Origin of the sequence: Streptococcus sp. CP1998, assembly GCF_041026655.1 — a bacterium.
GTDB lineage: Bacteria > Bacillota > Bacilli > Lactobacillales > Streptococcaceae > Streptococcus > Streptococcus dentalis.
The window spans coordinates 1,024,589-1,046,897 of the sequence record NZ_CP163380.1 but is presented as its reverse complement, the minus strand read 5'-3'; the positions used below and the strand labels follow the sequence as shown (position 1 = coordinate 1,046,897).

Here is a 22,309-nt window from a genome sequence, read left to right as displayed (position 1 = left end):
TTTTTTTATTGTAACTCTTTGATGATCTTCTTAGCATCGTCGTTTGAAATAACACCTAATTGGACATGTCCAATTTTCCCATGACTGTCTATAAAGACTTCTGTAGGAATAGAGCGAACCTGATAATCTGCAAATGCAGAACCGTCTGGATTGTACAAGACCGGTACGGACTTGTAATCTTGTTGATCAAACCATTTAACGAATTCTTCTTCTGTTTTTTCACCTTGGAGTCCTGGCGCCATAATGGTTAGAATTTCAAAGTCTCTATCCGAATCCTTGACCAATTTCTCTAATTCAGGCATACTTTGCCGGCAAGGGCCACACCAGGTTGCCCAAAATTTCAAATAGACTTTTTTGCCTCTATAGTCTGAAAGTTTGACCGTATTCCCCTTCATATCCTTTAGTTCAAAGTCACTAGCGTCTTTTCCTACCAAAGGATTCTTATTCGTTGTTGTATTCATTGTTGGCTGATTGTCCATACTACTCTCACTGGATTGATTCATGGAACAAGCTGACAGCAAAGCTAAAGAGAGAACTGAGAAACAAGCGTATTTAAAACCTTTCATCATGCGTTAAACCTCCGGATTATTTTATGAAAAGATAGATGACAAACTGTTCAATTGTCCCAAAAGTAAGAGAATTCCCATCAGAATAATGATGGCTCCGCCGATTTTCTTCAGCAATAACAAATGGGGTTTGAGACGATTAAAGTAAGGTAGGACCAGACTAGATGCTAAGGCCAACAGTAAAAACGGAAGAGCCATTCCCAATGTATAAACAAGGAGATAAATAGCTCCCATAAGAGTATCTTGTCCATCTGATGCTGCTAAAGCAAGAACTGATCCTAATACCGGACCAATACAAGGCGTCCAACCAAAACTAAAACCAAGACCAAGGAGAAAAGCTGAAAACAATTCATTCTTCTGTTTGTTGGCTCCAAAATCCATTGTTTTTTGCTTCTCAAGGAAATGAAAATGAAAGACTTCCATCTGATGAAGACCAAGGATAATGATGAGGGCTCCCATCAGATAACGGAACCAATTGGTGTACATGATCTTTCCAAGCAAGCCCGCTCCAAAACCAATAAGGAGGAAAATAACCGAAATACCGGCAATAAAACAAAGGGTTTTCAACAAGCCATGCCAGCGAATTTTTTTCCCGAACAATCGGATAGCCTTTTCCTGATCACTTCCTAGTAAGATTCCAATATAAACCGGAAGCAAAGGAAAGACACAGGGAGAAAAGAAAGACAGAATACCCGCAAGAAAAACTGTCAATGAAAAAATGATTGAATTCATAGTTCACTCCGTATATTGATATGCTACATTCAGTATAACATTGACTGACCTAAAATAAAAATTTCTGCTACGTTTTTTTACTAAAGTTTGGATTTAGATACTAGTTTCAAAAGAAAAACCCTAAAGCACAAAACTTTAGAGTTTCTAATATAACTTATTCTTCTGCTGTTTGTTTATTTGGTAATACGAGCGATAAAAGAATCCCGATGACTACTGGCACTAACCATGGAAGAGATTGAGCCGCAAATGGAAGCAAAGCAATCCCCTTTTCTACTAGTGAAATTTTAAAGGTACTTGCCAGAACACTTGCAAGAGAAACCAAGCTAGCCAAGAAAATAGTCAGTTGCATTCCTGGTTTTGAAAGAGCCACAAATTTATTCACTATCACAATCAATACAATGGTAATGGTGATTGGGTAAAGAATCATCAAGACTGGCAATGAGAAAGCAATAATGGTATTCAAGCCAAGGTTGGCAATCGCAAAACCAATCAGAGTGAAGACACTTGCATAGACCTTGTAAGAAACCTTAGGGAAGGTGCTATGGAAGAATTCACTGGTAGAGACGATTAAACCAGCAGTTGTGGTAAAGCAAGTTACCGTCACCATTCCTGCTAGGAAAATCTGAGCAGTCGGACCAAAGATCGCTTTGGTCGCTTCTGATAATACATACACCCCTTTATTGGTATCAGATGCCATAACAGAAGCTGGAATAGGAAAATGATTCCCCAGATATCCTAAACCGATATACAGCACACTAAAACCAAGGGCTACAACAATTCCAACCAACCAAATGGTCTTGATATATTCTTTCTTACTTGAAAATCCAAGTTGATTCAAGGTAGTCACTGCGATCACACTAAAGGCAACAGATGCCAAGGCATCCAAGGTATTGTACCCCTCTAAAAATCCTTGCCCAAAGGCAGATGCCTGATAGGCTTTGGTGGCCACCATTGGAGCGTGTCCACTGTATTTTAAAGCTCCAAGAACAACCAAGATCAAAATGAGAATCGCAAAGATCGGGGTCAATATACGACCGATCCGATCTAGAATCTTAGATGGATTCAAGGCAATCAGAAAGGCAAGCAAAAAGTAGACCAGGGTAAAAATGAAAAGTGCTAAACTGGCATTCATTCCACCTAATAAGGGGGCTATCCCCACTTCGAAAGATACCGTCGCCGTTCTTGGAATGGCAAAGAAAGGACCAATCGAAAGATACAGCGCAACTAAGTATACAATCGCGAAAACAGGTGAAATCTTACGAGAAATCTCATGAATATATCCTTTGGGATTAAGTGTCCCGATAATCAAGGTCACAATGGCAATTCCCACTCCTAAAAGGACAAACCCAGCAATAGCTGGCCAAAATTGATTACCCGATAAAGCACCAAGAGCCGGTGGGAAAATCAGATTTCCAGCACCAAAAAAAATACCGAACAGTAATAAACCTGTCAGGGAACCTTTTCGTAACATACTATCTCCTTAAAAAAACAATAATCTTAACTTTATCAAATTCATTTGAAGAATGCAACTTATTTGCATGAACAATCTGCTATTTCTATCAGTCATTATGGTACAATGGAGGTAAGATTTTACCAGGAGCAAAACATGTATCTATATCTATTCTGGTTATTTCCAGCTCTTATCTTTTTATTGTTCTTTATGAGTGATCGTAGAAGGCTTTTCAATGCTTATCTCTTTTCGATAAACCTTGGACTTCTTCTACTGATTTCTGCATTTTTACTAGTCGTTCGAACTGAGCTATGGTTTAATCAACAAATTGCAATGATTGTCTTTGTGGTGATTTCCATCCTCGTTTTTCTCAGCATTATTTTCTCCTCTCTTTTTCTCCTTTTTAACGGCCGTCAAATGATGGCTTTTGAAGGAAAAAGACTGGCCAACCTCCTCTCTCTGCTCTATGGACTGTTTATTATCGGAGCTTTGGCACTTCATTTTCTACCTTATTTCCCAGGGAATGACATCCTCATTTATCTGACTGACTTTGCCCTGTTTTACATGACCTTTCTCTACCTCTCTTATGTATCCTATGGGATCTTTTGCAATCTCTTTCCGGTTCGCAAAGAGCCAGACGCCATCATCATCCTTGGCTCAGGTTTGATTGGAGACAAGGTTCCCCCACTCTTAGCCCAACGTCTCGATAAGGGAAAGGCCATCTATGAGCAGTTCGAGGGACGACCAAAGCTGATTGTTTCTGGTGGTCAAGGGTCAGATGAGCTGATCGCTGAGGCAGAAGCTATGGCCGGATACTTGATAGAACACGGGGTTCCAGAAGACGCCATTCTCATCGAGAATCGCTCTCGTACTACTTTTGAAAACCTGACCTTTAGCAAGCGTATCCTTGAAGAAGAGGGTCTTGGCAAGCGAGTCCTTGTGGTAACCAATTCTTTTCACGCGCTCCGTGCAGGTGTCTTTATGAGACGATTGAAAATACCTGGTCGAAGTATCGGTTCGAAAACAGCCTTTTACTATCTCCCATCCGCTTGGATTCGAGAAACCGTTGGCTTGGTTTCACTCTATTGGAAATGGCATGTTACCTTCCTAGCTCTTCTGTTTCTGCCTTGGATCTTTACACAAATCATGAAACTGATTGAGTTCTTCATTAAATATCTAAACTAAAAGAGGCTGGGCAAAAACTGTCCAGCCTTCTATGCTTGATGGAAGTAACTATATGACGCAGTGGTTGATTGGCATCTTTGTTCGCTTTTCAAGCTACAAAGATGACCTAATGAGGGAAACAACGTTTCCTTTATCCGCAACCTTCAACAGTCTCCCAGACTGTTGAAGCTATGCAGGGGTGGGAAAATTGAAAAGGTTTGGGGAACCTTTTCAACCTTTTTTAATTCCTAAGAGTTCTTTCCCACTCCCTTTCTTGTCTAGTGATCACTAAAGCGTCTATATTTAATGCGGAAATCGAAATAATTTTCTTCCTGCAGTTTACGGAAAATATCGCGATAAGCCTCTTCGTCAAAGTGATCACCCCGATAGAGAATTTCAAAGCTCAGTCCTTCGTATTCTAAAAAGGCATTGGCAGTTTTAAATCCATTTCGCTTATAGAAATCCATCCGAGACTGACGTTGCTCTAGATTGTCACATTCTTCATCTAAACGTTCCACTTCAAGAATCATGGTTCTTTGGTAAAATTCTACCAATTTTTCAATAATTTCTTGACCATAACCGTGGCTACGTAGGTGGGGCATAATGGCAAAGAAGCTAACATAAAAAACTTTCTGATTATAGATAGAAAAAGCAAATCCTACAAATTCTTCTTCGTTATAAAAAGCAAAAAAATTAGCATCGTCATTGTCCGTATAACGCAGGTATTCCGACAAAGGAACTCGCTCTTCTTCTGGAAATGCCTCGATATTCAGCCTCTCGACCTTGTCCAGATCTGGGAACGTTTCCGTGATTAATTGACTGGTTAAGCTCATAAAAGCCTCCTTTTCTGCCCTGATTATACCAAAAAATGTAAGGGCCTTCAACTATCGACGCTTGTCGCTGGTTCCTGAAGTTGGTATAATGGCACTATGAAAAGAATTCAACGTGTGGACCTCATAGATGGTCCTATTTTACCTGCTCTTTTGAGTTTCGCCTTTCCTATTCTTTTGTCCAATATCTTTCAACAACTCTACAATACCTCGGATGTTATGATTGTTGGGCGTTTTTTAGGTCAAAAATCATTGGCTGCTGTTGGAGCAACCTCTGCTATATTTGATTTGATCGTTGGATTTGCTGTCGGTGTTGGCAATGGGATGGGGATTATTATCGCGAGAAATTATGGAGCCAAAAACGAAGATCAATTACGAAAATCAGTCGCCGCAACTGCTATTATTGGTGGCATCCTCAGTCTTTTCATGATCTTCATTGGCGCTGTCGGACTTTATCCCCTGCTCCAGTTTTTAGGGACCCCATCAGCAATTGTGTCTCAGTCTTATCTCTATATCGCTACCATTGTTAATGGTGTGGCTGTGACCTTTGCCTATAATCTTTGTGCCGGACTTCTTCGAGCGGTTGGCGATAGCCTAGCGGCCCTCTATTTCTTGATTATCGCCGCTATTCTCAATATTCTTCTCGATCTTTATTTTATTACCCAACTTCATCTTGGAGTCCAATCCGCTGGAATCGCGACCATTATTGCGCAAAGTTTTTCCGCCCTTCTTTGTTTCTTTTATATCCGTAAAAAAGTGCCTTTTCTTCTACCCAGTCGCACCGATTTTGTGTGGGATCAAAAGCTCTATCAGGACTTGATCAGTCAAGGACTGACCATGGGTCTCATGTCTTCGATCGTCTCTATCGGAACCGTCATCTTACAATCAGCTATTAATAAGCTTGGAATGACCATCATTAGTGCCCAAATCTCAGCTCGTCGGATCATGTCCTTTGCCCTCCTGCCAATGACCGCTATTTCTTCTAGTATGACCACTTTCACCTCTCAAAACTTTGGTGCCAAGCAATTCCGACGGATTCAACAAGGCGTCAAACAGGCTTGTCTGCTCTCCCTCCTTTGGTCTGTCTTTGTTGCCATCCTCCTCTTCTTTACCAGTCCGTTCTTAACGAGCCTGATTTCTGGATCAACCAATCCTAATTTGATCGCAAATGCCAGTCTCTATCTGCAAATCAGCTCCTGCTTCTATCCGGTCTTAGGATGTCTCTTGATTCTAGGGAATTCTCTTCAAGGCATCGGCCGAAAATTGACCCCTTTGATTTCGAGCTTTATCGAATTAACAGGAAAAATTCTCTTTGTTCTCTTGATTATTCCCCATACAGGCTATATAGGAGTCATTCTGTGCGAGCCCTTGATTTGGGTTCCCATGACTCTTCAACTATGGTTTACCTATCATAAATCCAGTCATCAGCTTCTTGCATCATCAACCTAGACGAGTCCATAACAAAAGAACTTCTGCTCATTTGAACAAAAGTTCTTTTTGTATTTTTATAATTAGAACAAACCGATAGCCGTTCCATCAGCGGTCACATCCATGTTTAAAGCAGCTGGACGTTTTGGTAAACCAGGCATGGTCATGACATCCCCAGTCAAAGCGACAATAAAGCCTGCACCCAATTTTGGAACCACTTCACGGATAGTGATTTCAAAGTTTTCAGGAGCACCCAAGGCATTTGGATTATCAGAGAAGCTATATTGTGTTTTTGCCATACAGATTGGCAACTTATCCCAACCATTTTTCACGATTTGAGCAATTTGTGTCTTAGCTTTCTTCTCAAAATTCACCTTCGTACCGCGGTAAATTTCTGTAACAATCTTTTCAATTTTTTCTTCAACAGAAAGGTTGTTATCATACAAGCGTGTGTAGTTAGCTGGACTTGTTTCGATGGTTTTAACCAAGGTTTCAGCAAGGTCAACTCCACCGTCCGCACCATTCGCCCATACACTCGCAAGCTCAACTGGCACCTCAATTTCAGCACACAATTCTTTCAAAGCAGCAATTTCTGCTTCTGTATCTGTGATAAATTCATTGATAGCAACCACTGCAGGAATGCCAAACTTACGGATATTTTCAACGTGACGTTTCAAGTTGGCAAAACCAGCACGAACAGCCTCTACATTTTCTTCAGTCAAAGCATCCTTGGTCACTCCACCGTTCATCTTAAGAGCACGGAGAGTCGCAACAATCACAACCGCATCTGGTGATGTAGGCAAGTTTGGAGTTTTAATATCAAGGAATTTTTCAGCTCCAAGGTCAGCCCCAAAACCTGCTTCTGTAATCGTATAGTCAGCTAAATGAAGAGCTGTCGTCGTTGCTAATACAGAGTTACATCCATGGGCGATATTGGCAAATGGACCACCGTGAACAAAGGCAGGTGTACCATAGATGGTTTGAACCAAGTTTGGCTTGATCGCATCTTTGAGGATCAAGGCAAGAGCCCCTTCTACTTCTAAATCACGGACATAAACTGGACTACGATCATAGCGGTAACCAATAACAATGTTGGCCAAACGACGTTTCAAATCTTCAATATCTGTCGCCAAGCAAAGGATGGCCATGATCTCAGAAGCAACGGTAATATCAAAACCGTCTTCACGCGGAATCCCATTTAAAGGACCGCCAAGACCGACAGAAACATGACGAAGAGCGCGGTCATTCAAGTCCACTACCCGTTTCCAGATAATCCGACGTTGGTCAATTCCAAGCTCATTTCCTTGGTGCAAATGATTATCAATCAATGCTGAGAGGGCGTTATTAGCCGTTGTGATCGCATGCATATCCCCTGTGAAATGAAGGTTGATGTCTTCCATCGGTAGAACTTGGGCATAGCCACCACCAGCAGCACCACCTTTAATCCCCATAACCGGACCTAAAGAAGGTTCGCGAATGGCAATCATGGTTTTTTTACCGATTTTATTCAAAGCATCTGCTAGACCAATGGTAATGGTTGATTTCCCTTCTCCAGCTGGAGTTGGGTTGATCGCAGTGACTAAGATAAGTTTTCCTACTGGATTTTTCTCAACTTCACGAATCTTATCAAAGCTCAATTTCGCCTTGTATTTTCCATACAATTCAAGATCATCGTCAACCAAACCAATCTTCTTCACAACTTCCACAATCGGTCGGAGTTCAATGCTTTGAGCAATTTCGATATCTGTTTTCATAAGGGACTCCTTTATATTTGATAGATCTATTATACCTAAAATTCGCGAAAATAACATAGTTTTTCCACCTTTTGAATCGAACGTTCGTTTTTTATCTAAATTTTATGGCTACACATAGCTAATCCTAATAGCTTCAGAACTTTACTTACGTATCTTTTTTTTGTAAAATAAGCATATGCATATTTTAATTACATCTGGCGGGACAAGCGAAGCCATTGATAGCGTTCGTGCAATCACCAATCATTCCACTGGGAGCCTAGGGAAAATCCTTGCAGAAACGGCTCTTGCTAAGGGACATCAGGTGACCTTGATCACAACGCCTACCGCTCTTAAACCTGATCCTCACCCACACCTTCGTCTTCTATTGGTCAAGAATGTCGAAGAACTACTCGCTCAAATGAAAACGGAAGTCCCTCATCATCAGGTTTTGATTCACGCTATGGCTGTTTCAGACTACACACCTGTTTACATGACAGGCCTTGATGAAGTTGAGAAAGCTCAAGACCTTCATAGCTTTATCCATCGCGAAAATCAGGAAGCTAAAATCTCTTCCAAAGAAGAATACCAAGTACTCTTTCTAAAGAAAAATCCGAAGATTATCTCGCTCGTCAAAGAATGGAACCCTGCTATTCAACTGATCGGCTTTAAGCTATTAGTCGACGTTTCTTCTGAAGAGTTGATCCAGGTAGCGCGTGAAAGCCTGGTTAAAAATCATGCCAGCATGATCGTTGCCAATGATATGACCAAGATTCAGAATGGTCAGCATCAAGCCTATCTAGTGACAGATGATCAGGTCCTAGAAGCTTCTACGAAAACAGAAATCGCAGAGGCTATCCTACGTTATATCAAATAAAAAGGAACATATGACACACATTACTTTAGCGGTTACCGGTAGTATTTCCGCCTATAAAGCTGCTGATATTACCAGCCAACTAACCAAATTGGGCTTTGAAGTGAAGGTCCTCATGACTCCTTCAGCCCAAAAATTTATTACCCCTTTAACCTTGCAAGTTCTTTCAAAGAATCAAGTGGGGCTTGATGTTATGATGGAAGACGATCCACAGCGGATCGAGCACATCGACATTGGGAAAGAAACTGACCTCTTTCTTGTAGCGCCGGCCAGTGCCAATACCATTGCTAAATTGGCTATGGGACTTGCAGATAATATGGTCACAAGCACAGCTCTAGCCTTGCCTCAAAGGACAAAAAAATTACTGGCCCCTGCTATGAATACAAAAATGCTAGAACATCCCGCTACCCAACGAAATCTAAAGCTCTTACAAGACTATGGTTACCAGATGATCCAACCTCGTGATGCTGTTCTTGCTTGTGGGGACAAAGGTGCTGGAGCTCTAGCGCCTGTAGAAACTATTGTAGAAACTGTTAAGGAGAATTGTTTATGAGAAAATCATCTTCTATTTCACGAATTGCCATCTTTTTTGCGGTGATGATCACCATTCACTTTGTGACGTCCTTCATTCTGCAATTTGTTCCATCAGGAATTCAACCAACCTTGGTTCATATTCCTGTCGTGATCGCCTCTATCATATACGGTCCACGGATTGGAGCTATCTTAGGACTCCTCATGGGACTCTTTAGCCTCACTATGAATACCCTGGTTATAACACCAGCCAGCTATCTCTTTAGTCCCTTTGTCCCTCACGGGAATCTCTACTCCCTTATCATTGCCATAGTCCCTCGGATTCTCATCGGGGTAACCCCTTACTTCGTCTATCGCTGGATTCGCAATCGTACTGGACTTGTGATCGCTGGAATTGTCGGCTCTATGACCAATACTGTTTTCGTTCTAAGTGGGATTTACTTCTTCTTTGGTAACAGTTTTGGAGGGGGAATTCAACATTTCCTAGCCTTGATTGTATCTACCAACTCTCTCATCGAAGTCATTGCGACAGTACTCATTACCAGTGCAGTCGTTCCATCTCTTGAAAAATTAAAATGACCTTTCAAGCCAAGACTAATTTATCTTGGCTTTTTTTGATGGTGAATTAACCCTATTTTTTTGAAAAGATTTACAATTATCGCTAGAATTTTCTGAAAAAATTTGCTATAATGTAAGCGATTAAATTATAAGCAAAAAGGAGACGCTTGCATGACCTATCAAGAAAACTACCAAAAATGGCTCGACTTTGCTGAATTACCAGCTTACCTTCGTGATGAGTTGGTCGCAATGGATGAAAAAACGAAAGAAGATGCCTTCTATACTAACCTTGAATTCGGTACAGCTGGTATGCGTGGATTAATCGGTGCTGGTACCAACCGTATTAATATCTATGTTGTTCGCCAAGCAACTGAAGGATTGGCCCAATTGATCGACTCAAAAGGTGAGGAAGCGAAGAAACGTGGTGTTGCGATCGCCTACGACAGCCGTCACTTCTCTCCAGAGTTTGCTTTTGAATCTGCTCAAGTTTTGGCTGCACACGGTATCAAATCTTATGTATTTGAAAGCCTACGTCCAACACCTGAATTGTCATTTGCTGTTCGTCACCTCCACACATTTGCTGGGATCATGGTAACCGCTAGCCACAACCCTGCTCCATTTAATGGATATAAGGTATATGGTGAAGACGGTGGACAAATGCCACCTGCAGATGCCGATGCTTTGACAGATTACATCCGTGCTATCGAAAATCCTTTCACTGTACAATTAGCTGACCTTGACGAAAACAAAGCTAGTGGCTTAATTGAAGTTATCGGTGAAAACGTCGACGCTGAATACTTGAAAGAAGTGAAAGGCGTTAACATCAACCAAGACTTGATCAATGAATACGGACGCGACATGAAGATTGTCTACACTCCACTTCATGGTACTGGTGAAATGTTGGCTCGTCGTGCTCTTGCCCAAGCTGGATTTGAAGCTGTTCAAGTTGTTGAAGCTCAAGCTGTTCCAGATGCTGACTTCTCAACTGTTAAATCTCCAAACCCTGAAAACCAAGCTGCCTTTGCTCTTGCTGAAGAACTTGGTCGCAAAGTAGACGCTGATGTATTGGTTGCAACTGACCCAGATGCTGACCGCCTTGGTGTTGAAATCCGCCAACCAGATGGTTCTTACCTCAACCTTTCTGGTAACCAAATCGGAGCGATCATTGCTAAATACATTCTTGAAGCTCACAAAACAGCTGGTACCCTTCCTGCAAATGCTGCTCTTTGTAAATCCATCGTATCAACTGAGTTGGTGACTAAGATTGCAGAAAGCTATGGCGCAACGATGTTTAACGTCTTGACTGGTTTCAAATTTATCGGTGAAAAAATTCATGAATTTGAAACACAACACAACCACACTTACATGCTTGGTTTCGAAGAAAGCTTCGGTTACCTGATCAAACCATTCGTACGTGATAAAGATGCTATCCAAGCCGTTCTTATCGTCGCTGAAATCGCAGCTTACTACCGCTCACGTGGTATGACTTTGGCAGATGGTATTGAAGAAATCTACAAACAATACGGCTACTTCGCAGAAAAAACCATCTCTGTTACCCTTTCAGGTGTGGACGGAGCTGCTGAAATCAAGAAAATCATGGATAAATTCCGTGGCAATGCTCCTAAACAATTTAACAAGACAGACATTGCTAAGACAGAAGACTTCTTGGAACAAACAGCTACTACTGCTGACGGCGTTGAAAAATTGACAACTCCTCCAAGCAACGTGCTTAAATACATCTTGGCTGATGATTCATGGTTTGCCGTTCGTCCTTCAGGTACAGAACAAAAAATCAAATTCTACATCGCTACAGTTGGTGAATCTGAAGCAGATGCTAAAGAAAAAATTGCGAATATCGAAGCAGAAATTAATGCATTTGTAGGCTAAAACACGAGGCTGGGACAAAAGTCCTAGCCTCTCAATTATTTTTTTGATTGTTGAGCAAGACGCAGTGGTTGAGTGGGCTCTACTACGCTGATTTCATCAGCTTTTACAGCCCTACTCAACTGTCCGGAGGTGGGACGACGAAATCGAATTCTAACGAATAACCGATTTCTGTCCCACTCTCTCTTTCTTTCGTAGCAAATACCAGCGATTTTATAGAAAATATGGCATACTAGACTTAGAAGAAAGCGAGGTAATCTCATGGAACAATTTTTAGAAGATATTAAAGATCTTGAAGTCACAACTGTCGCGCGTGCGCAAGAAGCGATCGATCAAAAAGAAACAGCAACCTTCTTTATCGGACGCAAGACTTGTCCTTACTGCCGGAAGTTCGCTGCTAAGTTGGCAACTGTCGTAGCTGAAACAAAAGCTCATATCTACTTCATCAATAGTGAAGAACCAAGTCAGCTAGACGCATTACAAGCCTTCCGCTCAACTTACGGCATCCCAACTGTCCCAGGATTTTTACATGTCGAAGCCGGTGAAGTCAGTGTTCGTTGCGACTCATCTATGTCTGAAGAAGAAATCAAAGCATTCGCTCATCTATAAAAAAATAGCTAGAGATCAGTCTCTAGCTATTTTTCATTTTCCGAAAAAGTCGTCCAAATCTTTTGCTGGGGTTTAGCAAAAGGATAGTCCGAAAATTCTTCTGGTGTTAACCAAACAGTCGATTCACTTGCTGGCTGTTCTCCTTCTTTTACCAGGCCGAATCGGATCTGAACCTGCCATTTGCGATGCGAAAAGACATGCTGGACGATAGGATACGATCTGTCTTGCCAATCAATGGCCAATTCATAGTCCTGTTCAAAGGAAAGAATTTCTGGGTTATCTCCTGCTTCTCCATTACCATCTAATAACGACAATTGTCCAAAGGGATCAGAAAGGCTATCCACTTCGATCAAAGGGAAATGCCAAAAACCAGACAAAAGCCCTTCTCGCTCATTTTTCTCCAGCAAGTAGCGCCCTTGACTATCCTTGATAATAAAGGCTGTTAGATAGACAGGTACCGGTTTCTTCTTAGGAGCCTTGATGGGATAACGATCCATGGTTCCATGTTGGTAGGCCGCGCTAAACTCCTTGACAGGACTTTCTTCTGGCCGTGGATTGACTGGGGACTCAATATCTGAGCCCAAATCCATCAAAGCCTGATTAAAATCACCAGGACGGTCTGGATCAATCAAGACTTCCATCATAGCTTGAAAAATCTTACGATTGGTTGGGATTCCGATATCGTAGTCGACCTCAAATAAACGAGCTAGAACCCGCATAACATTGCCATCCACTGCCGGCTCTGGCAAGCTAAAAGCAATACTGGCAATGGCACCAGCTGTATAAGGTCCAATCCCCTTGAGTTTTGATATTTCGTCATAACTTGATGGGAAAATACCCCCATGGTCCTCCATGATTTGCTGGGCTGCTTTCTGCATATTCCGTACGCGAGAATAATAGCCAAGACCTTCCCAAGCTTTTAAGAGCTTTTCCTCAGGTGCCTGAGCCAGATCCGCAATCGTCGGAAACCAATCTAAAAAACGCTCATAATAAGGAATCACCGTATCGACACGTGTCTGCTGGAGCATAATTTCTGAAATCCAAATTTTATAAGGATCCTGCGTCCTTCTCCAGGGGAGATCCCGTTTATTGGAATCATACCAGCCTAATAACTTTTCTCGGAAAGAGGCAATTTTTTCCTCCTCCCACATGATAATCCCGTAATCATTTAAATCTAACATATTCCTAGTATACCATAGAATGAGTTCAAGTTTAGAGATTCTGACTCTACCATAAAAAGGCCTAGGAAATTCCTAAGCCTTTCAATTATTCTTATTGTTCCACAGCCTGAGCTGCTGTAATCAAGGTCAATTTATAAACGTCATCTGCATTACATCCGCGAGAAAGGTCGTTAACTGGTTTGTTCAACCCTTGCAATACTGGACCTACCGCCGCAAAGCCACCAAGACGTTCTGCCATCTTGTATCCAATGTTACCTGCTTCAATACCAGGGAAGATAAAGACATTGGCTTGACCTGCTACCTTGCTTCCTGGAGCCTTCAAGGCTGCAGTTGCAGGGACAAAGGCTGCGTCAAATTGCAATTCTCCGTCAATTTCAAGGTCTGGACGAAGTTCATGAGCGAGTTTAGTCGCTTCCACTACTTTATCAACACTTTCACCGAAACCAGATCCTTTTGTTGAATAGCTCAACATAGCAATTTTTGGATCAATACCAAACATCTTGGCAGTGATAGCTGAATTGATGGCAATTTCGGCTAATCCTTCAGCATCCGGATTGATGTTGATGGCACAGTCCCCAAACAAGTAGCGTTCAGATCCACGAACCATGAGGAAAGCCCCTGAAGTCCGTTTGACATTTGGACGAGTTTTGATAATTTGAAGGGCTGGACGAACAGTTGCGGCAGTCGAATGAATCGCACCAGATACCATCCCATCAACGATTCCCATGTGAACCATCATCACACCGAAATAGTTAACGTCGTCTTTCAAGACTTGACGCGCTTCTTCTTCCGTCATTTTGCCCTTACGACGTTCTACCAAGGAAGCTACCATTTCTTCAAAACCTGGATAAGAATGAGGATCGATGACTTCATATCCATCCAAAACCCCTTCAATTTCAAGATAAATCCGAATTTTATCCGGATTACCAAGCAAGACAGGGGTTACCTCTGTCTCGTTTACAATACGTTTTGTCGCTTGGAGAATACGAGGTTCTTCACCTTCTGGTAATACAATACGTGCATTCTTACCAACGAGGTTGGCTTTGAGATTTTCGAAAACTTCCATGAGTTTTACTCCTTTTAATAATTAATAACTTGTTTGAAGCTGTGTTAATACAGCTTGGAAATCTGGAGGTAGTGGACTTTCTATGACCAATTCTTCCTCTAGAAATGGATGATAATAGGATAGACGATGACAATGAAGGGCTTGGCGCTCAATGCCGTCTTCTAAACTGCCGCCATATAGATCATCTCCCAAGAGCGGAAAACCAATATGGGAAAAATGAACTCGGATCTGATGGGTTCGACCTGTGTGTAACTGAATATCCACTAGGCGAATATCACCAAAAGATTGAACGACCTGGTAGCTAGTATGAGCATACTTGCCACCTTTAGCTACCTTGCGGGTAATAATTGAATTTTCATCACGCGCAATCGGAGCAATAATCTCTCCGACAGGATCAAGCTTCCCAGATCCCTTGACCAAGGCATAATAGCGTTTCTGAATCGTTTTAGACTGCAATTGCTTATCCAAGCGGGCATGGGCATAGCCATGTTTGGCAAAGAGCATGACGCCACTTGTATCCTTGTCCAAGCGAGTGACAATGTGGACCTGCTGGTTCTCATAGCCCTGTTTCACATAATAGCCTTTTACAAAATTGGCTAAGGTATTGGAATGAATCGCACTTGGAATAGAAGCAATCCCAAAGGGTTTGTTTAAGATCAAAAAATGATCATCTTCAAACAAAATATCCAAAGATCGATCCATGGGTTTCAGAGTTTCGAACCCTTCTTCTGCTGGAATATCAATGACCAAGCGATCCCCAATATCCAATAAATAAATTGCATTCTCCGAACGTCCATTGACAAGGATCTGGCCACCACGAAACTTAATCTTTGCTAAGAGACCCTTAGAAACCTCATGCTTTTTCAGGAAGGTCTTGACCTTGACATGCTCATCGACAATGAATTCAAATCTCATTCTCTATCATCTCCGATAAAGGCATCCTTGACCCGATTCCAGAAACTGGTATGACTGGAGCTGGCCACAAAATTAATCTTATGGTTGTCAATCTGGTATTCTACCTTTGCAATATTGCGGTAAGAATAGGTTGAATTATCAACAGAGATAATGTGGAAGCCAGGTCTTGTCGGTGTAATCTCGATCTTATCCTTTTTAGGGACAATGACAGAGGAACCCAAGGTACGATAAACACGGTTGTTGAGACTGGCGATCTCAGCGATCTGTAGCGCCTCAATAGTTGGGTGAAGGACTGCTCCTCCCAAGGATTTGTTGTAAGCCGTACTTCCTGTAGGAGTCGAAACGGTAATCCCGTCTCCTCTGAAGCGCTCAAAATCCACTCCATTAATCGTGAGATCGGCAACCATGGTCCGGTCGCTTCTCTTAATCGTCGCTTCGTTCAAAGCCCTCATGGTACGGGTTTCCCCATTGTCGAAAGTGATCTTGACATTCAAAATAGGGTAAGAAACCTTGGCACCTGTATCATATTTTAAATTCTCAACCAACTTATCGATTTCACTGTCTAAGTAATCCGTATAAAATCCTAAGTGTCCAGTATGGACGCCGATAAAACGCACGCGATCCAACTGCTGTTCATACTTGTGAAAGGCCGATAGCAACATCCCATCACCACCAATTGAAATCACAATATCCGGATGCTTCTCCGTCAAAATAAAATTATTTTTTCGAAGCTTGTAGCGCAACTGCTGAAAAACCTCTTCACTTTGACGCTTGCGATTGCGAATAATGGATACTTTTTTACCTGTAGTCTTCATCTGTGTCATCACTATTTCCAACGCCATCATTTAACTTACGATGAAGTGGATCAAACAGGGCTTGAGCCTCCTGAATCGCATCCCGAATTGCCCCCATCTCTTCATCCAAGAGATAGGCCAGGTTTGCTGTCGTCTCTAAGCGTTTTTTGATCTCGTCTGGAAAGTCTCCTTTATATTTATAATTAAGCGAGTGTTCAATGGTTGCCCAAAAATTCATGGACAAGGTCCGAATTTGAATCTCTGCTAAGATCGTTTCATTTCCATCAATGGTATCGACCGGGTACTCGACAACGACGTGGTAACTCCGGTAGCCACTTGATTTCTTGTGGCGGATGTAGTCTCGCTCTTGGACCACGCGCATATCCTGCCGTTGTCTCAGAACCTCTAGGATCTCATCCACATCGTCCACAAACTGAACCATGATGCGAAGACCAGCAATATCTTGCATATCCTGAGCCAGATTTTCTTCAGAAATATTTCTTCGGATCATCTTTTCACGAATACTCTCAATCGGTTTGACCCGTCCTGTAACAAACTCAATTGGAGAATGCTTTTGTTGCTTACGATATTGCTTACGAATCCCACGCAGTTTGATTTTTAATTCCCCAACTGCTTGGATATACGGATCTAAGAAGTTTTCCCAATCAATTGCCATCCTACCACCTTGTAATCTGAACCATTTTTGTATACAATAAACACATCTCTTATTATATCATGAATCGCTTTTGAAAAAAAGCAAAGGACCACAAAATGAACCATTTAGAAATTGAATACAAAACCATGCTAGACAAGGAGGAATACCAATCCCTCCTTCCACTTTTTGCTGATACAGAATTGGTTGTCCAAACCAATCACTATATCGATACACCTGACCAGCTCATCCGTAAGGAAAAAATGGCCTTGCGGGTGCGTACTTTCACAGATCAGGCTGAATTGACTCTCAAGGTCCCTGAAGCAGTTGGCCATTTCGAGTACAATCAAGACCTCAGCCAAGACGAAACCCAGGCGATCCTTCAACACCAACAGTTTCCTGATGGGGAAATCAAAAACCTCTTGATGTTAAAAGGAATCCCTGTTGAACAACTGGCTGTTTGGGGGAGCCTTACAACAGAACGATTCGAAAAAGAAACAGCTGAAGGCATAGTGGCACTAGACCACAATCTCTATCTAGATACTGAAGATTATGAGTTGGAAATCGAGGTCGAAACTGCTGAGCAGGAAGATAATTTCCATCAGTTCATGACAGACCATGGGATCGTCTACAAAGCAGCAAAAAATAAAATCGCCAGATTAGCGGAAAGATTGTAAAATAGCTGAAATTATCGCAAATTTTTGCTAAAATAGTGCTAAGATCAAAAATCTAAATGAGGTTGGAATCACATGTCAGATAAAAAAAATATGAAGCTCTTCTCTCTCAATTCAAATCCAGAGATTGCGCAAAAAATCGCGGATCACGCTGGGGTTCCACTTGGGAAAATTTCATCCCGTCAATTCTCAGATGGTGAAATCCAAGTCAATATTGAGGAAAGTGTTCGTGGATATGATATTTATATCATTCAATCAACCAGTTTCCCTGTCAACAATCACTTGATGGAACTGTTAATTATGGTGGATGCTTGCCAACGGGCCAGCGCAAATACTGTCAATGTGGTCATGCCTTACTTCGGTTATGCCCGCCAAGACCGTACAGCTGCTCCTCGTGAACCAATTACTGCTAAGCTCGTCGCAAACATGTTGGTCAAAGCTGGGGTGGATCGCGTCGTCACACTGGATCTCCATGCAGTGCAAGTTCAAGGTTTCTTCGATATTGCCGTAGATAACCTCTTTACCATTCCACTTTTTGCAGAACACTACATTAATAAAGGTCTAACAGGGCCTGATGTCGTAGTCGTCAGTCCTAAAAACTCTGGTGTCAAACGGGCTCGTAGTTTAGCTGAATATCTTGATGCACCGATTGCGATCATTGATTACGAGCAAGATGATGCGAACCGTGATTATGGCTATATTATCGGGGATGTCAAAGATAAGAAAGCGATCTTGATTGACGATATCCTCAATACTGGTAAGACATTCTCAGAAGCTGCGAAAATCGTCGAACGCGAAGGAGCTACTGAAATTTATGCTGTTTCAAGCCATGGCTTATTTGTGAAAGGAGCTGTCGAGTTATTAGACCAAGCTCCGATCAAAGAAATCTTAGTAACCGATTCTGTTGCTCCAAATGGGCCAACACCAAAAAATATTAACTATCTGACAGCTAGCGAACTGATCGCTGAAGCTATTGTTCGCATTCAAGAAAGAAAACCTGTTAGTCCTCTATTTGCCTACCACAAGAAATAAGGTCTTAATGTGATATATTTTGATAATGCCGCAACAACTCCCCTTCTACCTGAAGTCATTGATAAAATGTCTGAAACCATGAAGACCACTTTTGGAAATCCATCGAGCCTCCATGCTCATGGACGGATGGCTAGTAAACTTCTCCGAGAATCTCGCGAGCAAATTGCTCAGTCTCTCCATACTATTCCAAATCGTATTTTCTTCACTTCAGGTGGATCAGAAAGTAATAATACCGTTATAAAAGGCTACTGCTTGAAACACCAAGCAGATGGCAAACACATCATTACTACCGCTTTGGAACACCATGCGGTTCTAGAACCCATCGAATATCTTGTAGAACGTTTCGGATTTGAAGTTACGATCGTCCAACCAAGAGATGGACGCATTCAGTCTAGTGATATCAAGGCTGCACTTAGACCGGATACTATTCTTGTCTCTACCATGTTTGCCAATAATGAGACAGGCGATCTGTTACCGATTAAAGAAATCGGAGAACTCTTAAAAGATCATCCAGCTGCCTTTCACGTTGATGCTGTCCAAGCAATTGGAAAGGTCCCTGTCTATCCCGAAGAGTTGGGAATTGATTTTCTCAGTGCTTCTGCCCACAAATTCCATGGCCCTAAGGGAGTCGGCTTCCTTTATGCGGCCGTCAAAGATTTTGATAATCTCTTACATGGTGGGGATCAGGAAAGTAAGATGAGAGCCAGCACGGAAAATCTCATTTCAATTGTCGGGATGGCAACCGCGCTTCAGCAAGCTACACTTCATCAAGAAGAAAATTTCAACCAGGTTCAAAAACTCGGCCAAGAACTAGTCAATGGTTTAGCAGCCTACGACTACTACGTAAATGCGAATGATGATCATCTTCCATTTGTTTGGAACCTTGGCTTTCCGGGTGTCCAAAATGATGTATTATTGATGCGACTCGATCTTGCTGGAATTTCTGTCTCTACAGGTTCTGCTTGTACCGCAGGTACCATTCAACCCAGCCATGTCCTTGAGGCGCTCTATGGAAAAGATAGCTCACGCCTAAAAGAATCCCTTCGAATTAGTTTTTCAGAACTCAATACCATAGAGGAGGTTCAAGACTTCCTCACAAAACTTAAAGAAATTTTATCATAGGAGAACAATATGACTTTTGAAACTAGTATCACATTGAAAGACTGCAAATATACCTATAGTCTTCACCCAAATATTAAAAAATATACCTTACGTGACAATACATTTGCTGTTACAAAAGTTGGAAATTACGAGTTGAATCGTTTGCTCGAAGCTGTTCCAAATAGCGGTGAAGGTTTCCTGCTTAAAATTATCTTCAACAAAGACCTCACTGGTTTTAAAATCAATATTACAGATAAGTCAGGTCTTCGCCTGGTTAATATCTTTAAAAATCCAGAAAATGACATTATCCAACAAAAATTCTATTTCTTAATGGATAGTCTCGTTGAAAGAGAAATTTTCAACAAAACAGAGGTTTAATATGGTAACCCTAACTTATATCGACGCGTACCAAGTAGAACGAACGACTACTTATCCCGACCTTGCAGCCTGCATCTTAGCTTTTTCAGGCTGTGTAACCTTACCTGACTCTTACTCAATCGTTTCCATTGAATACAAGGGTGAAAAGCTCCCCTATACGGGGCGTGTCGATGGACTCTATGCTTTTTTGAAAAAATTAGAACAAGCTAAAAACTAAGCTGATGATGATGGAACTCTCCCATCACCATCAGCTTTTTAGTTAGACAAATATATTTTTGAAAAATCGGTCTACATAGTTGATTTTTTCACAATCTTCCTATACAATAAGAGGGAAAGGTTGTGATATTGTGAAACATGATAAAAATACTCCAATTCCACGCGCAACAGCAAAACGCTTATCGCTCTACTACCGCATTTTTAAACGCTTTAACTCTGAAAAAATAGAGCGCGTCAATTCCAAGCAAATTGCGGATGCAATTGGGATTGACTCTGCTACCGTTCGCCGAGATTTTTCTTATTTTGGTGAATTAGGAAGACGGGGATTTGGTTATGACGTAAAAAAACTGATGAACTTCTTTGCGGATCTCTTAAATGATAATGCCATTACCAATGTCGCTATTGTGGGGATCGGAAATATGGGAAGTGCGCTTCTCAACTATCGCTTCCATGAACGCAATAAGATGAAAATTGTCATGGCGTTTGATCTTGACGATCATGAACTGATCAATACCAAAAGTAAGGACGGAATTCCCATTTACGGTATTTCCTCTATTAAAGAAAAGCTCAAACAAGAAGGCATTCAAACAGCCATCCTAACTGTTCCAAGCGTCAAGGCTCAAGAAGTGGCTAGCCTTTTGGTAGACGCTGGGGTCAAAGGGATTCTCAGCTTCTCACCAGTGCATCTGACAGTTCCTAAAGATGTCGTCGTCCAATATGTCGACCTCACCAGTGAATTGCAAACACTCCTTTATTTCATGCGAAAAAACGAAGAATAAAGACTTATACTTTAACAACAAAAAGGTTGGAACCAGAGGATTCCAACCTTTTTTAAACTAAATAATCTGTTTCTTCTCGATAACTATAGTAATTTTCTTCAGATACAATCAAGTGATCCAATAGGGTTAAACCCATCACTTCACAGGCCTCTAAGACTCGATGCGTTACTTCATCATCGTTTTTACTGGGAAATACGGCACCAGATGGATGATTGTGAGCCAAGATGATGGACGTCGCCATGTGTTTTAGTGCATAATGTAGGATTTCACGTGGCTCCGCAATACTTCGATTCACTGTTCCAATAAAAATGGTCTGTTGATGAATAATTTCATTCTGCGTATTCAAATAAAGGGCAACCAGGTGCTCCTGTTTCTTATGGCCGATTTCCTGTTGAATTTTATGGGCCAATTTCTGACTACTCATGATTTGTTCAGAACTCATCAATTCGTCTTTATGAATCCTTCGTCCAAACTCAATCACAGCTTGAAGTTCGATGGCCTTCACCCGGCCAATACCAGAGATTTCCTGTAGCTCCTCTAGGGTTAATTGACTTAACTCCTTTAAACTATTAACCGAACTCAAAAGACCTTGTGCAATCTCATAAACGCTTTTTTGCTTATTGCCTGTTCGCAAGAGAATGGATAACAATTCCTGATGACTCAGCTTATCCACCCCTTCAGAAACCAAACGTTCCCTAGGAAGCAAAGACGGTTCAATAAATGATATGTCGTACATAATTTCCTCCTCACTTATTAATTCGTAATAAATAGAGAAAACGACGACCTTTCATTATTTGCAGGCAATTTCTTGCTTCAAATCATCTAACACTAATACTTCATCTTTATTAAAGCGGATCTGATAACCTGTTTGAACTTGTTCAAGCTCCTTTAAAAACTGTTGAATTTCACAGCGAATCAGGTACTCCTGACTCTGAGGAATGGCCTCTAAAGCTTGGTAAACCTGTTCTACTTCGTAGATTCCTTTCGTAATTAATCCATTTCGTGGAAAATCATTTACTAAGAGATTATAGAAATGATGCAAGAGATGATAAATTCGCTCTTTTGTCACTATCCTACCTCCTTATCATACTCTTTCTCCTCTATTATATACTGAATTTCCCTCAATATTATGACAAGTTCCTTACATAATATTACCAATCTCTTA

The 22,309-nt window shown here is 41.5% G+C and carries 25 protein-coding genes; 13 read left to right on the top strand and 12 right to left on the bottom strand.

All coding sequences use genetic code 11. The annotated features are described in order from the left end of the window. Window positions 1-5: 5 nt before the first annotated feature. The 3 genes from AB4X21_RS05430 to brnQ all read right to left on the bottom strand — a co-directional run bounded on the left by AB4X21_RS05430 (window position 6) and on the right by brnQ (window position 2,769). The gene (locus tag AB4X21_RS05430; RefSeq protein ID WP_024055504.1) at window positions 6-569 is read right to left on the bottom strand and encodes a TlpA disulfide reductase family protein; all 564 of its coding nucleotides are present in this window, start codon (window positions 567-569) and stop codon (window positions 6-8) included. Window positions 570-590: 21 nt separating this feature from the next. Then, on the bottom strand, window positions 591-1,298 hold the full coding sequence (gene ccdA2, locus AB4X21_RS05425) for a thiol-disulfide oxidoreductase-associated membrane protein CcdA2 (protein ID WP_369087587.1): 708 nt from the start codon (window positions 1,296-1,298) through the stop codon (window positions 591-593). Between the two features lie 154 nt (window positions 1,299-1,452). Next, window positions 1,453-2,769: a branched-chain amino acid transport system II carrier protein gene (brnQ, locus tag AB4X21_RS05420; RefSeq protein WP_369087586.1), complete on the bottom strand. Its 1,317-nt coding sequence runs from the start codon at window positions 2,767-2,769 to the stop codon at window positions 1,453-1,455. A gap of 135 nt (window positions 2,770-2,904) precedes the next feature. Between brnQ and AB4X21_RS05415 the strand changes: the two genes are divergently transcribed. Further along, complete coding sequence (locus AB4X21_RS05415; RefSeq protein WP_369087585.1) at window positions 2,905-3,933, top strand: YdcF family protein; 1,029 nt, start codon at window positions 2,905-2,907, stop codon at window positions 3,931-3,933. 257 nt (window positions 3,934-4,190) lie between these two features. On the opposite strand, the gene AB4X21_RS05410 is transcribed toward AB4X21_RS05415, so the two are convergent. Then, window positions 4,191-4,745: a GNAT family N-acetyltransferase gene (locus AB4X21_RS05410; protein WP_003011957.1), complete on the bottom strand. Its 555-nt coding sequence runs from the start codon at window positions 4,743-4,745 to the stop codon at window positions 4,191-4,193. A gap of 96 nt (window positions 4,746-4,841) precedes the next feature. Between AB4X21_RS05410 and AB4X21_RS05405 the strand changes: the two genes are divergently transcribed. Next, the gene (locus AB4X21_RS05405; RefSeq protein WP_369087584.1) at window positions 4,842-6,191 is read left to right on the top strand and encodes an MATE family efflux transporter; all 1,350 of its coding nucleotides are present in this window, start codon (window positions 4,842-4,844) and stop codon (window positions 6,189-6,191) included. A gap of 62 nt (window positions 6,192-6,253) precedes the next feature. Here the strand turns inward: AB4X21_RS05405 and AB4X21_RS05400 are convergent, their stop codons facing one another. Next, complete coding sequence (locus AB4X21_RS05400) at window positions 6,254-7,924, bottom strand: formate--tetrahydrofolate ligase (RefSeq protein ID WP_369087583.1); 1,671 nt, start codon at window positions 7,922-7,924, stop codon at window positions 6,254-6,256. Between the two features lie 175 nt (window positions 7,925-8,099). Here AB4X21_RS05400 and AB4X21_RS05395 point away from each other — a divergent pair, with 175 nt between their 5' ends. The 5 genes from AB4X21_RS05395 (at window position 8,100) to AB4X21_RS05375 (ending at window position 12,356) form a co-directional block, all read left to right on the top strand. After that, window positions 8,100-8,777, top strand: coding sequence for a phosphopantothenate--cysteine ligase (locus tag AB4X21_RS05395; protein ID WP_342986872.1), 678 nt, complete (start codon window positions 8,100-8,102; stop codon window positions 8,775-8,777). Window positions 8,778-8,787: 10 nt separating this feature from the next. Further along, on the top strand, window positions 8,788-9,327 hold the full coding sequence (gene coaC, locus AB4X21_RS05390) for a phosphopantothenoylcysteine decarboxylase (RefSeq protein WP_155126819.1): 540 nt from the start codon (window positions 8,788-8,790) through the stop codon (window positions 9,325-9,327). After that, window positions 9,324-9,884, top strand: a complete 561-nt coding sequence (locus AB4X21_RS05385; RefSeq protein ID WP_003011870.1) for an ECF transporter S component — start codon at window positions 9,324-9,326, stop codon at window positions 9,882-9,884. The genes coaC and AB4X21_RS05385 overlap by 4 nt, the downstream gene beginning before the upstream one ends. A 150-nt stretch (window positions 9,885-10,034) precedes the next feature. After that, window positions 10,035-11,750 (top strand): phospho-sugar mutase, encoded by a 1,716-nt coding sequence (locus tag AB4X21_RS05380; protein WP_369087582.1) that lies wholly within the window; start codon window positions 10,035-10,037, stop codon window positions 11,748-11,750. A gap of 258 nt (window positions 11,751-12,008) precedes the next feature. Continuing rightward, window positions 12,009-12,356: a PedC/BrcD family bacteriocin maturation disulfide isomerase gene (locus tag AB4X21_RS05375; protein ID WP_070661389.1), complete on the top strand. Its 348-nt coding sequence runs from the start codon at window positions 12,009-12,011 to the stop codon at window positions 12,354-12,356. Between the two features lie 26 nt (window positions 12,357-12,382). Here AB4X21_RS05375 and mutY read toward each other — a convergent pair whose 3' ends face one another. The 5 genes from mutY to AB4X21_RS05350 form a co-directional block, all read right to left on the bottom strand. Next, entirely contained in the window at window positions 12,383-13,537 is a 1,155-nt protein-coding gene (mutY, locus tag AB4X21_RS05370) for an A/G-specific adenine glycosylase (protein ID WP_320910723.1), read from the bottom strand. A gap of 91 nt (window positions 13,538-13,628) precedes the next feature. After that, complete coding sequence (gene pta / locus AB4X21_RS05365) at window positions 13,629-14,603, bottom strand: phosphate acetyltransferase (RefSeq protein ID WP_369087581.1); 975 nt, start codon at window positions 14,601-14,603, stop codon at window positions 13,629-13,631. A gap of 21 nt (window positions 14,604-14,624) precedes the next feature. Then, window positions 14,625-15,518, bottom strand: coding sequence for an RluA family pseudouridine synthase (locus AB4X21_RS05360; RefSeq protein WP_369087580.1), 894 nt, complete (start codon window positions 15,516-15,518; stop codon window positions 14,625-14,627). After that, a complete protein-coding gene (locus AB4X21_RS05355; protein WP_303660007.1) occupies window positions 15,515-16,333 on the bottom strand; it encodes an NAD kinase in 819 nt (272 codons plus the stop codon). The genes AB4X21_RS05360 and AB4X21_RS05355 overlap by 4 nt, the downstream gene beginning before the upstream one ends. Then, a complete protein-coding gene (locus AB4X21_RS05350; RefSeq protein ID WP_003003504.1) occupies window positions 16,317-16,988 on the bottom strand; it encodes a GTP pyrophosphokinase family protein in 672 nt (223 codons plus the stop codon). The genes AB4X21_RS05355 and AB4X21_RS05350 overlap by 17 nt, the downstream gene beginning before the upstream one ends. A 95-nt stretch (window positions 16,989-17,083) precedes the next feature. Between AB4X21_RS05350 and AB4X21_RS05345 the strand changes: the two genes are divergently transcribed. The 6 genes from AB4X21_RS05345 (at window position 17,084) to AB4X21_RS05320 (ending at window position 21,144) form a co-directional block, all read left to right on the top strand. Next, window positions 17,084-17,641, top strand: a complete 558-nt coding sequence (locus AB4X21_RS05345) for a CYTH domain-containing protein (protein WP_320910725.1) — start codon at window positions 17,084-17,086, stop codon at window positions 17,639-17,641. A gap of 72 nt (window positions 17,642-17,713) precedes the next feature. Further along, window positions 17,714-18,670: a ribose-phosphate diphosphokinase gene (locus tag AB4X21_RS05340; protein WP_003007186.1), complete on the top strand. Its 957-nt coding sequence runs from the start codon at window positions 17,714-17,716 to the stop codon at window positions 18,668-18,670. A 9-nt stretch (window positions 18,671-18,679) separates the two neighbouring features. Next, window positions 18,680-19,792: a cysteine desulfurase family protein gene (locus tag AB4X21_RS05335; RefSeq protein ID WP_369087579.1), complete on the top strand. Its 1,113-nt coding sequence runs from the start codon at window positions 18,680-18,682 to the stop codon at window positions 19,790-19,792. A 9-nt stretch (window positions 19,793-19,801) separates the two neighbouring features. Then, complete coding sequence (locus tag AB4X21_RS05330) at window positions 19,802-20,149, top strand: DUF1831 domain-containing protein (protein WP_003003501.1); 348 nt, start codon at window positions 19,802-19,804, stop codon at window positions 20,147-20,149. Between the two features lies 1 nt (window position 20,150). Beyond that, window positions 20,151-20,366 carry a DUF4649 family protein gene (locus tag AB4X21_RS05325; protein ID WP_151379063.1) on the top strand — a complete coding sequence of 72 codons (216 nt, stop codon included), beginning with the start codon at window positions 20,151-20,153 and terminating at the stop codon, window positions 20,364-20,366. A 130-nt stretch (window positions 20,367-20,496) separates the two neighbouring features. Beyond that, on the top strand, window positions 20,497-21,144 hold the full coding sequence (locus AB4X21_RS05320; protein ID WP_320910727.1) for a redox-sensing transcriptional repressor Rex: 648 nt from the start codon (window positions 20,497-20,499) through the stop codon (window positions 21,142-21,144). Window positions 21,145-21,196: 52 nt separating this feature from the next. Here AB4X21_RS05320 and radC read toward each other — a convergent pair whose 3' ends face one another. Both radC and AB4X21_RS05310 read right to left on the bottom strand, forming a co-directional pair. Further along, window positions 21,197-21,880 (bottom strand): DNA repair protein RadC, encoded by a 684-nt coding sequence (radC, locus tag AB4X21_RS05315; RefSeq protein ID WP_003011667.1) that lies wholly within the window; start codon window positions 21,878-21,880, stop codon window positions 21,197-21,199. Window positions 21,881-21,934: 54 nt separating this feature from the next. Continuing rightward, window positions 21,935-22,213, bottom strand: a complete 279-nt coding sequence (locus AB4X21_RS05310) for a hypothetical protein (RefSeq protein ID WP_003003299.1) — start codon at window positions 22,211-22,213, stop codon at window positions 21,935-21,937. Between the last annotated feature and the right edge of the window lie 96 nt (window positions 22,214-22,309).

Excerpts from the sequence above, each read along its gene's own strand:
- AB4X21_RS05325 (WP_151379063.1), top strand. The coding sequence starts at position 20,151 with ATGGTAACCCTAACTTATATCGACGCGTACCAAGTAGAACGAACGACT.
- ccdA2 (WP_369087587.1), bottom strand. The coding sequence starts at position 1,298 with ATGAATTCAATCATTTTTTCATTGACAGTTTTTCTTGCGGGTATTCTG.
- AB4X21_RS05330 (WP_003003501.1), top strand. The coding sequence starts at position 19,802 with ATGACTTTTGAAACTAGTATCACATTGAAAGACTGCAAATATACCTAT.
- AB4X21_RS05360 (WP_369087580.1), bottom strand. The coding sequence starts at position 15,518 with ATGAGATTTGAATTCATTGTCGATGAGCATGTCAAGGTCAAGACCTTC.
- AB4X21_RS05385 (WP_003011870.1), top strand. The coding sequence starts at position 9,324 with ATGAGAAAATCATCTTCTATTTCACGAATTGCCATCTTTTTTGCGGTG.
- radC (WP_003011667.1), bottom strand. The coding sequence starts at position 21,880 with ATGTACGACATATCATTTATTGAACCGTCTTTGCTTCCTAGGGAACGT.
- AB4X21_RS05405 (WP_369087584.1), top strand. The coding sequence starts at position 4,842 with ATGAAAAGAATTCAACGTGTGGACCTCATAGATGGTCCTATTTTACCT.
- AB4X21_RS05395 (WP_342986872.1), top strand. The coding sequence starts at position 8,100 with ATGCATATTTTAATTACATCTGGCGGGACAAGCGAAGCCATTGATAGC.
- AB4X21_RS05400 (WP_369087583.1), bottom strand. The coding sequence starts at position 7,924 with ATGAAAACAGATATCGAAATTGCTCAAAGCATTGAACTCCGACCGATT.
- brnQ (WP_369087586.1), bottom strand. The coding sequence starts at position 2,769 with ATGTTACGAAAAGGTTCCCTGACAGGTTTATTACTGTTCGGTATTTTT.
- AB4X21_RS05410 (WP_003011957.1), bottom strand. The coding sequence starts at position 4,745 with ATGAGCTTAACCAGTCAATTAATCACGGAAACGTTCCCAGATCTGGAC.
- AB4X21_RS05355 (WP_303660007.1), bottom strand. The coding sequence starts at position 16,333 with ATGAAGACTACAGGTAAAAAAGTATCCATTATTCGCAATCGCAAGCGT.
- AB4X21_RS05430 (WP_024055504.1), bottom strand. The coding sequence starts at position 569 with ATGATGAAAGGTTTTAAATACGCTTGTTTCTCAGTTCTCTCTTTAGCT.
- coaC (WP_155126819.1), top strand. The coding sequence starts at position 8,788 with ATGACACACATTACTTTAGCGGTTACCGGTAGTATTTCCGCCTATAAA.
- AB4X21_RS05350 (WP_003003504.1), bottom strand. The coding sequence starts at position 16,988 with ATGGCAATTGATTGGGAAAACTTCTTAGATCCGTATATCCAAGCAGTT.
- pta (WP_369087581.1), bottom strand. The coding sequence starts at position 14,603 with ATGGAAGTTTTCGAAAATCTCAAAGCCAACCTCGTTGGTAAGAATGCA.
- AB4X21_RS05380 (WP_369087582.1), top strand. The coding sequence starts at position 10,035 with ATGACCTATCAAGAAAACTACCAAAAATGGCTCGACTTTGCTGAATTA.
- AB4X21_RS05415 (WP_369087585.1), top strand. The coding sequence starts at position 2,905 with ATGTATCTATATCTATTCTGGTTATTTCCAGCTCTTATCTTTTTATTG.
- AB4X21_RS05345 (WP_320910725.1), top strand. The coding sequence starts at position 17,084 with ATGAACCATTTAGAAATTGAATACAAAACCATGCTAGACAAGGAGGAA.
- AB4X21_RS05375 (WP_070661389.1), top strand. The coding sequence starts at position 12,009 with ATGGAACAATTTTTAGAAGATATTAAAGATCTTGAAGTCACAACTGTC.
- AB4X21_RS05340 (WP_003007186.1), top strand. The coding sequence starts at position 17,714 with ATGTCAGATAAAAAAAATATGAAGCTCTTCTCTCTCAATTCAAATCCA.
- mutY (WP_320910723.1), bottom strand. The coding sequence starts at position 13,537 with ATGTTAGATTTAAATGATTACGGGATTATCATGTGGGAGGAGGAAAAA.